The 5,943-nt window shown below is 60.1% G+C and carries 8 protein-coding genes and 1 pseudogene; 5 read left to right on the top strand and 4 right to left on the bottom strand.

Annotated features, from left to right (window positions below; translation table 11 throughout):
* From FJT57_RS04655 to FJT57_RS04665, 3 genes and pseudogenes are all read right to left on the bottom strand, one after another.
* Nucleotides 1–249: pseudogene (locus tag FJT57_RS04655) on the bottom strand (IS6 family transposase); the annotation flags it as partial.
* A gap of 178 nt (nt 250–427) precedes the next feature.
* The gene (locus FJT57_RS04660; RefSeq protein WP_203229093.1) at nt 428–736 is read right to left on the bottom strand and encodes a hypothetical protein; all 309 of its coding nucleotides are present in this window, start codon (nt 734–736) and stop codon (nt 428–430) included.
* A gap of 50 nt (nt 737–786) precedes the next feature.
* Nucleotides 787–1,938 carry a hypothetical protein gene (locus tag FJT57_RS04665; protein WP_162524304.1) on the bottom strand — a complete coding sequence of 384 codons (1,152 nt, stop codon included), beginning with the start codon at nt 1,936–1,938 and terminating at the stop codon, nt 787–789.
* A 262-nt stretch (nt 1,939–2,200) separates the two neighbouring features.
* Here FJT57_RS04665 and FJT57_RS04670 point away from each other — a divergent pair, with 262 nt between their 5' ends.
* Nucleotides 2,201–2,692 (top strand): GNAT family N-acetyltransferase, encoded by a 492-nt coding sequence (locus tag FJT57_RS04670; protein WP_162524305.1) that lies wholly within the window; start codon nt 2,201–2,203, stop codon nt 2,690–2,692.
* Between the two features lie 240 nt (nt 2,693–2,932).
* Here FJT57_RS04670 and FJT57_RS04675 read toward each other — a convergent pair whose 3' ends face one another.
* Nucleotides 2,933–3,292 carry a hypothetical protein gene (locus FJT57_RS04675; RefSeq protein WP_144902133.1) on the bottom strand — a complete coding sequence of 120 codons (360 nt, stop codon included), beginning with the start codon at nt 3,290–3,292 and terminating at the stop codon, nt 2,933–2,935.
* A 77-nt stretch (nt 3,293–3,369) separates the two neighbouring features.
* On the opposite strand from FJT57_RS04675, the gene FJT57_RS04680 reads away from it, so the two are divergent.
* The 4 genes from FJT57_RS04680 to FJT57_RS16915 form a co-directional block, all read left to right on the top strand.
* The gene (locus FJT57_RS04680) at nt 3,370–4,017 is read left to right on the top strand and encodes a DUF6517 family protein (protein ID WP_144902591.1); all 648 of its coding nucleotides are present in this window, start codon (nt 3,370–3,372) and stop codon (nt 4,015–4,017) included.
* Nucleotides 4,018–4,192: 175 nt separating this feature from the next.
* Nucleotides 4,193–4,357: a hypothetical protein gene (locus FJT57_RS16605; protein ID WP_203229094.1), complete on the top strand. Its 165-nt coding sequence runs from the start codon at nt 4,193–4,195 to the stop codon at nt 4,355–4,357.
* Entirely contained in the window at nt 4,354–5,352 is a 999-nt protein-coding gene (corA, locus tag FJT57_RS04685; RefSeq protein WP_144902135.1) for a magnesium/cobalt transporter CorA, read from the top strand. The genes FJT57_RS16605 and corA overlap by 4 nt, the downstream gene beginning before the upstream one ends.
* A 295-nt stretch (nt 5,353–5,647) precedes the next feature.
* Nucleotides 5,648–5,943, top strand: a 296-nt coding sequence (locus tag FJT57_RS16915) for a TFIIB-type zinc ribbon-containing protein (protein ID WP_275264636.1), incomplete at its 3' end; no start/stop codon positions are given.

Here is a 5,943-nt window from a genome sequence, read left to right on the forward strand (position 1 = left end):
GAGCGCAACGTGATTCGGACTTCGACCCTCTGCGGGCTGTAGATCGGCCTTTTGCACCCAATCGTGGATTGCTTTCCGAGATCGCTCGACACCCAACCCTTCGAGAATAGAGACGGTATTCGACAGCGACAGCCCCGCTAACTGGAGTTGAATACCGAGCTTCATCGCGCGCTCGGGTGTCCGCTGTCGCTCCACAAAATCCAAATCAATCCAGTCTGTACATCCGTTGAGGCGGGCGATTTCTGCCATAGACCAGCAAGAAATCACTCCGCCTCACTCTTCATCCGTAACTAAACACGACCCTTCGAATATCTTGAAAGCTTTAATTGGATCTGTCTGGTCGGTTGTAGATTACATCAATTGAAATCCGCTCTCGAGATCTGTTCAGGAGCAGACCCCAAGACGGTCGAGGTAAGCTCTCCTTTCGCTATACTAGGGTGTCGCCTTTCTCAGAACCCAAGATTACGTCGTCCATCGCTCTGATACTGTGAACAAGTTGTTGGTCGTCCGCGCGGTCGCGTGCTCGGACGGCCTCGCGGGTCGCCCGTAGCGTCGCGGCGTGGAGGCGCTCGTAGTAGTCGTCCTCGTCGTTTGCGAAGCCCGATTCGACGGCTTGTTCAGGCCAATTCCGCGGTTGGTCGGCTGTGCCTTCGGAGATTGCGGTTGCTGCCGCGTCGACGTCTCCCGGATCGAGGTCTGTGAACCACCCCGCGTGTTCGGGACTTGAGCCGCTCATAGGCATCCTTGAATATGGACTCGTAAATGTATTCGCGAACGTCTGCTCTGTCACTCGTGACTCACGCACTTCTGCCGCTCTGGCGTGAGTAACAGGTAGGTCACAAGGACGGAGACACCGGCGACGGCGAGTACGAACCCGGCCGCGGTGAAGGCGAGACCGTGCTGTTCGACGATTCCGGAGACGTCGGTGACGACGATTACCTGCAGCGCACCGACCACGACGCCGATAATCCCGAAGACGGATCTCGCGATCTGTTCTTGGAACACATACACCATATCACGTTCGACGCTGACCGCGTCGTGGACGCTGATATCGATCCGGTCCCGTTCGGTCGCCGGCATCTTGATCGTGTTCGGTGGGGAGTCGTCGTCGAGCTCCGTCGTGAGACACTGGGCTTTGGTCCGCTTCCCACGCCACTTGAGAACGACGTTGTCACCGGGGTCGATCCCCAGAAACGCCATCATATCCTCGGTCATCCGGACGACGTTGCGGTACTCGTCTTGATCCGGTCCCAATCGGACGTTGAACGGCATCTCTCTGCTGTCGATGAAGAACTTCTGTATCCATCTCGACAGCGACTGATTCGCATCAGCGGTTATGCCCGTGTTCCGAACACCGACCCCGTCACCGGGTTCGATATCGATGGCCTGCCGGGATCGGACGTCAACCCTGACGAGAGCGGGATCGTCGTGCGGCGCGCCGACGACCACGTCGATCCGACCCCCCGTGGCTGGATTGAACAGTTCCACGGTGGATCCGGTGGCGATTCCGAGTTGCTCCATTCGACACTCCGAGAGATGGCAGACCCGGTAGTCGATCTCGTCGTCGTATGTTCGACCGGCGGTCCCGGAGAACTGGGTGACGGTCTCGTCGACGCATACGTCGACGACGAGTCCCCCGTCCTCGGTGCGGGCGATGGAACTGACTTTATTGTAAAGGTTCGTCCGAAGTGCCCCCACGTAGTGATCGGGTTCGATGAGAGCGGGACAGGACTCGACTCGGACAGCGACGACGCGGATGCCTCTAGCAGTCCGTTCTGGGTCTCGTAGACGGACGTACTCGTAGTTCGAGAGATCCAGTTCGTCGAACGCCGGTGGGGGAAGAAACAGGGCGTTCCGGAACTGGTCGGCGGTGTCGGTGAACAACTCGGCGTCCAGATCGTAGGGCCGCCGACAGCGGACGGTCACCGAAGTACCCATACCGGTGCCCCGCATCCGAACGTGAATAATCTATTGTCTCTCGGAGCGACGACGGCGAGGATGGCGAGTGCGAGTGAGGCGATCCGCGTGGTCGCGTTTGGCTCCTTCGAACGGTCGTCACCTACCGACGAGTCCCGTGACAGAATGCCGCGAGCAAGCGTTATAGCAGACGGTTACCTAGTGCGTCCAGACGGAACTCGACCGACCGGCGATCGACCGGAGAGAAAACTGCGGCCAGTAACCGATGCACACGACCGTTGATATGAGCACAGTTTCGCATCGTCGAGCGAGGGCGGCCGACGTCCCGCGACTGATCGAGATCCACCGCCGAGCAGTTCGCGACCTCGGCTCGGCCTACTACACGGATCGACAGATCGAGGCGTGGGCCGCCGAAGCTCGTGAGGACGCCTATCCGGTCGTCGGGAGCGACGTGTTGCTCGTCGCCGAGTGTGACGATGATATCCTCGGATTCGGTCAACTCAGCCTCGAACGGCCAGAGATATCGAAGCTGTTCGTCGATCCGGTCTCTGCCGGTGACGGAATCGGGACATCGTTGCTGGCCGAATTGGAACGTTTCGCGGCCGAACGTGGTATCTCGGAGCTGTTTCTCGATGCCTCGCTGAATGCGGCGAACTTCTATCACCGAAACGGGTACACCTACGGCGAGATGCTGAACAAGTATCTGCCCGTCGACGGCGGCGAAGTGGTGTTTCCCGCGCTCCGGATGGAAAAGAAACGGATAGATCGAGACTGACACTTACCGTACACAGGCACGCCGACAGCGACGACAGCAGGTGTGGGAAGCTTAACGTGTCAAGGGAGGAACTTAACGCCTCGAAGCGGTGTAGTGGAATCACTGACGACCGTCGTATCGACCGAATAACACTTACCACGGTAAGAGTTAACACATCGAATCCCGTTAGCCGAGCGTAATGGCTACTCGTGGATCGTTCGTTTGCACCGAGTGTGGACGTCGCGTCTCACCAGGGTCGTTTCACGCGCGTTGCCCCGAGTGCAACGGCGACCTCAGATCATCTGTCGGCTGAGGTGAGTCGAAGACCTGCCGAGCGTCAGCCCAGCGAGGGCGGACGAGCGACGTCACTCGTTCGGCTGCTCCTCGGCGACGTCCCGTTTCGGGAGCGACCCCCCGTTCGGAGACGTAATACAGAATCACGACGAACTCGGCGACCGGAACGACGAGCCCCAGAGCGTCCTGTTTGGGATCCGTGGGTCGGAGCTGTCGCGCGTCGAAATAGACGGAGAGTACGAGGAGGTGCCGGACGGCAAGTACGGCAACGAGCGCGGCTGCGACCGATGCAAACGCGTCAGTACTCGCCAGCAGGTGCAGTTTCATCCACACAAGAAACGTCTACGAAGTGAAAAGACGGACCCGCGGATTTAACTCCACCGGGGGCAGTATTCTCGGCCGTGATATCGAACCGTCGCACGCTGGCCGCCGTCGCAGTCGCGCTCCTCCTGGTAACGAGCGGTTGTATCGGATTTATCACCGGGGACGAACCGCTCACGTTCGCCGCGGACCCGGCAGCCGTCAGCGATGAGGCGGCCCAGGACGCGGGCTACGAACTGAACGGCACCCAACCGCTCGAGATCAACGAGACCTTCGAGGTCGCCGGGCAGGAGCGGCAAGTGACTGCCACGAACTACCTCACCGACTATCAGAAGAGTATGGAACTGGGACCGCTCGGTGAAACCGAAGTCGGCGTGTTCACCGTCGTCTCGACGCCCGCCGTCGAAATCGCCGGACGGACGCTCAACCCGATCGGGAGTTACTCCAACGAGCGGTTGGTCGAGTTCGTCCAGGAGCAGTACTCCGGGATGAGCGACATCGAGCGAGTCGGCGAGCAGAACGTCACCGTGCAGGGGACCGAAACGACGGTGACGAAGTTCGCCGCGACCGCCACGCTCGAAGGGCAGGAGGTCGACGTCTACATCCACGTCACGAAGTACCGCGACGGCGACGACTTCATCGTCGCGATCGGCGTGTACCCCCAGCAGCTCGATAGCGAGGAGGAGAACATCATCTCCATGATAGAGTCGATCGAGCACCCCGCAGAGTAGGGACCAACCGCAGTGTAACGGATCACTCCGCTCATAAGGAACTGCCGCTGGATCGCTCACAACGGACTGCCGCTGGATCGCTCACAACGAACTGCCGCTGAATCGCTCACAACGAACCGCCACAGAGCCACCCGCACCGAACAACGCTTTTGTCGCAGCTCTGAGGAGAGAGCGTATGCACCGAACGCGAGCGGCTGGCCTCTGGCTCTCCGCGCTCGCCATCGCCGGATACGCGATCGGCGTCGTCGCACCGTATCCCGGGCGCTCGACGACCATCGTCGGGCTGATGGTCGGCGTGACGCTGTACGCGATCGGCGACCACGGGGGTGAATCGACGTGATCTCTGCGATCGTCTACGATGTCGGTCACGTCGAACGCTACACGATCGACGACGAATCGGATCTCAGAGCCGCGCGCGAGGCTCCCGGAACCACGTGGGTTCGGGTGAGTTCACCCACTGAGGAGGAAGTTCGGGCGATCTCGGACGCGTTCTCGCTGCACGCGCTCGAAATCGAAGACATCCGCGGCGGCGTCCGCCCGAAGACCGAGGAGTTCGACGAACACACGTTCGTCCTAGTCAAGACGGTTGCGCTCGAACGCGGCGAGACAACGTTCGACGAGGAGATTCGGACGCAGCCGATCGGGCTGTTCCTCGGCGGGGATTGGCTCGTGACGCTGACCGACGAGGACGAGCGCGTGCCGGTGGTCTCGGACGTCTGGCGGTCGGTCGAAAACCAGCAGGGGAGAATTCTCAAACAGGGGCCGGATTTCGCGGCCTACCGCGTGATCGACCACGTGGTCGAGGAGTACTTCAACCTGCTCGACACCGTCGGCGACACGATCGAGCAGATCGAGGAGTCGATCCTCTCGACGCCGGACGCCGAACTCATCGAGGGGTTGAACGCGGTCCGTCGCGATCTGCTGTCGTTCAGAAAAGTCGTCTGGCCGATGCGCGAGGCCGTCGGCGTACTCGCACGCGGCGATCTGGTCGGCGTCGACGACTCGACCGAGAAGTACTATCGCGACGTCTACGACCACCTCGTCGAGATCGTCGATCTCACCGAGACGTACCGAGACCTCACGCGGGGCACGCGCGATATCTACCTCAACGTCGTCTCACAGTCGACGAACGAGGTGATGAAACGCCTGACTGTCGTCGCGACGATTTTCATCCCGTTGACGTTCGTCGTCGGCGTCTACGGGATGAACTTCGGTGAGCACGCGACGAATATGCCGGAGCTGACGTGGCCGTTCGCCTATCCCGCGGTCATCGTCGGAATGGGACTCGTCACCGCGATCCTGCTCGTGTACTTCCGTCGTGAAGGGTGGATGTGATTCGCCACTGGATCTGATTCGTCATTGGATGTGGTTCTCCACTGCACGACTGTGGATGCGAAGCGGCGTTCGACCGAGTGAAAGTCACCCAGAGTTGCGTAATGGTTAAATATGTTCTAGCAGGGAGAATGATTCCTGTAAACCAACGGTAAACGCCCATATTGGCCCATCAGAGACCGGTATTCGGTACCTCGTGACACAGAAAGCTTTATATTCTTACTACACTTACTGTTTGTAAGGTCAATCCGACCGGACGATCTTTTTCTTTTTCCGGTACGGAGGAACCCGCCCAATTATGAGTGATACACGAACCAGAGAGCGCATCGACGAGCGCAGGACGTTCCGGGCAGGCGGACAATTCGCTGACGAACGGAACGAGACGGGATCGAGCGGCGAACGAGCGGAGCGCGAGCGGAGCGCCGAAGAGGAACGGACGGCCGCCGAGGAGGAATCGACGGACGAACAGTTCGTCTGCCCTGAGTGCGGTGGCACGCTCATCACCGACGAGACGCACGGTGAGACGGTGTGTTCGGACTGTGGGCTCGTCGTTGATGAAGATTCGATCGACCGCGGGCCGGAGTGGCGCGCCTT

Source organism: Halobellus captivus, assembly GCF_007655485.1.
Classification (GTDB): Archaea; Halobacteriota; Halobacteria; order Halobacteriales; family Haloferacaceae; genus Haloquadratum; species Haloquadratum captivum.

Coding starts and splice junctions, on each gene's coding strand:
- FJT57_RS04660 (WP_203229093.1), bottom strand. CDS start 736: ATGAGCGGCTCAAGTCCCGAACACGCGGGGTGGTTCACAGACCTCGAT.
- FJT57_RS04675 (WP_144902133.1), bottom strand. CDS start 3,292: ATGAAACTGCACCTGCTGGCGAGTACTGACGCGTTTGCATCGGTCGCA.
- FJT57_RS16605 (WP_203229094.1), top strand. CDS start 4,193: ATGCACCGAACGCGAGCGGCTGGCCTCTGGCTCTCCGCGCTCGCCATC.
- FJT57_RS04665 (WP_162524304.1), bottom strand. CDS start 1,938: ATGGGTACTTCGGTGACCGTCCGCTGTCGGCGGCCCTACGATCTGGAC.
- FJT57_RS04670 (WP_162524305.1), top strand. CDS start 2,201: ATGAGCACAGTTTCGCATCGTCGAGCGAGGGCGGCCGACGTCCCGCGA.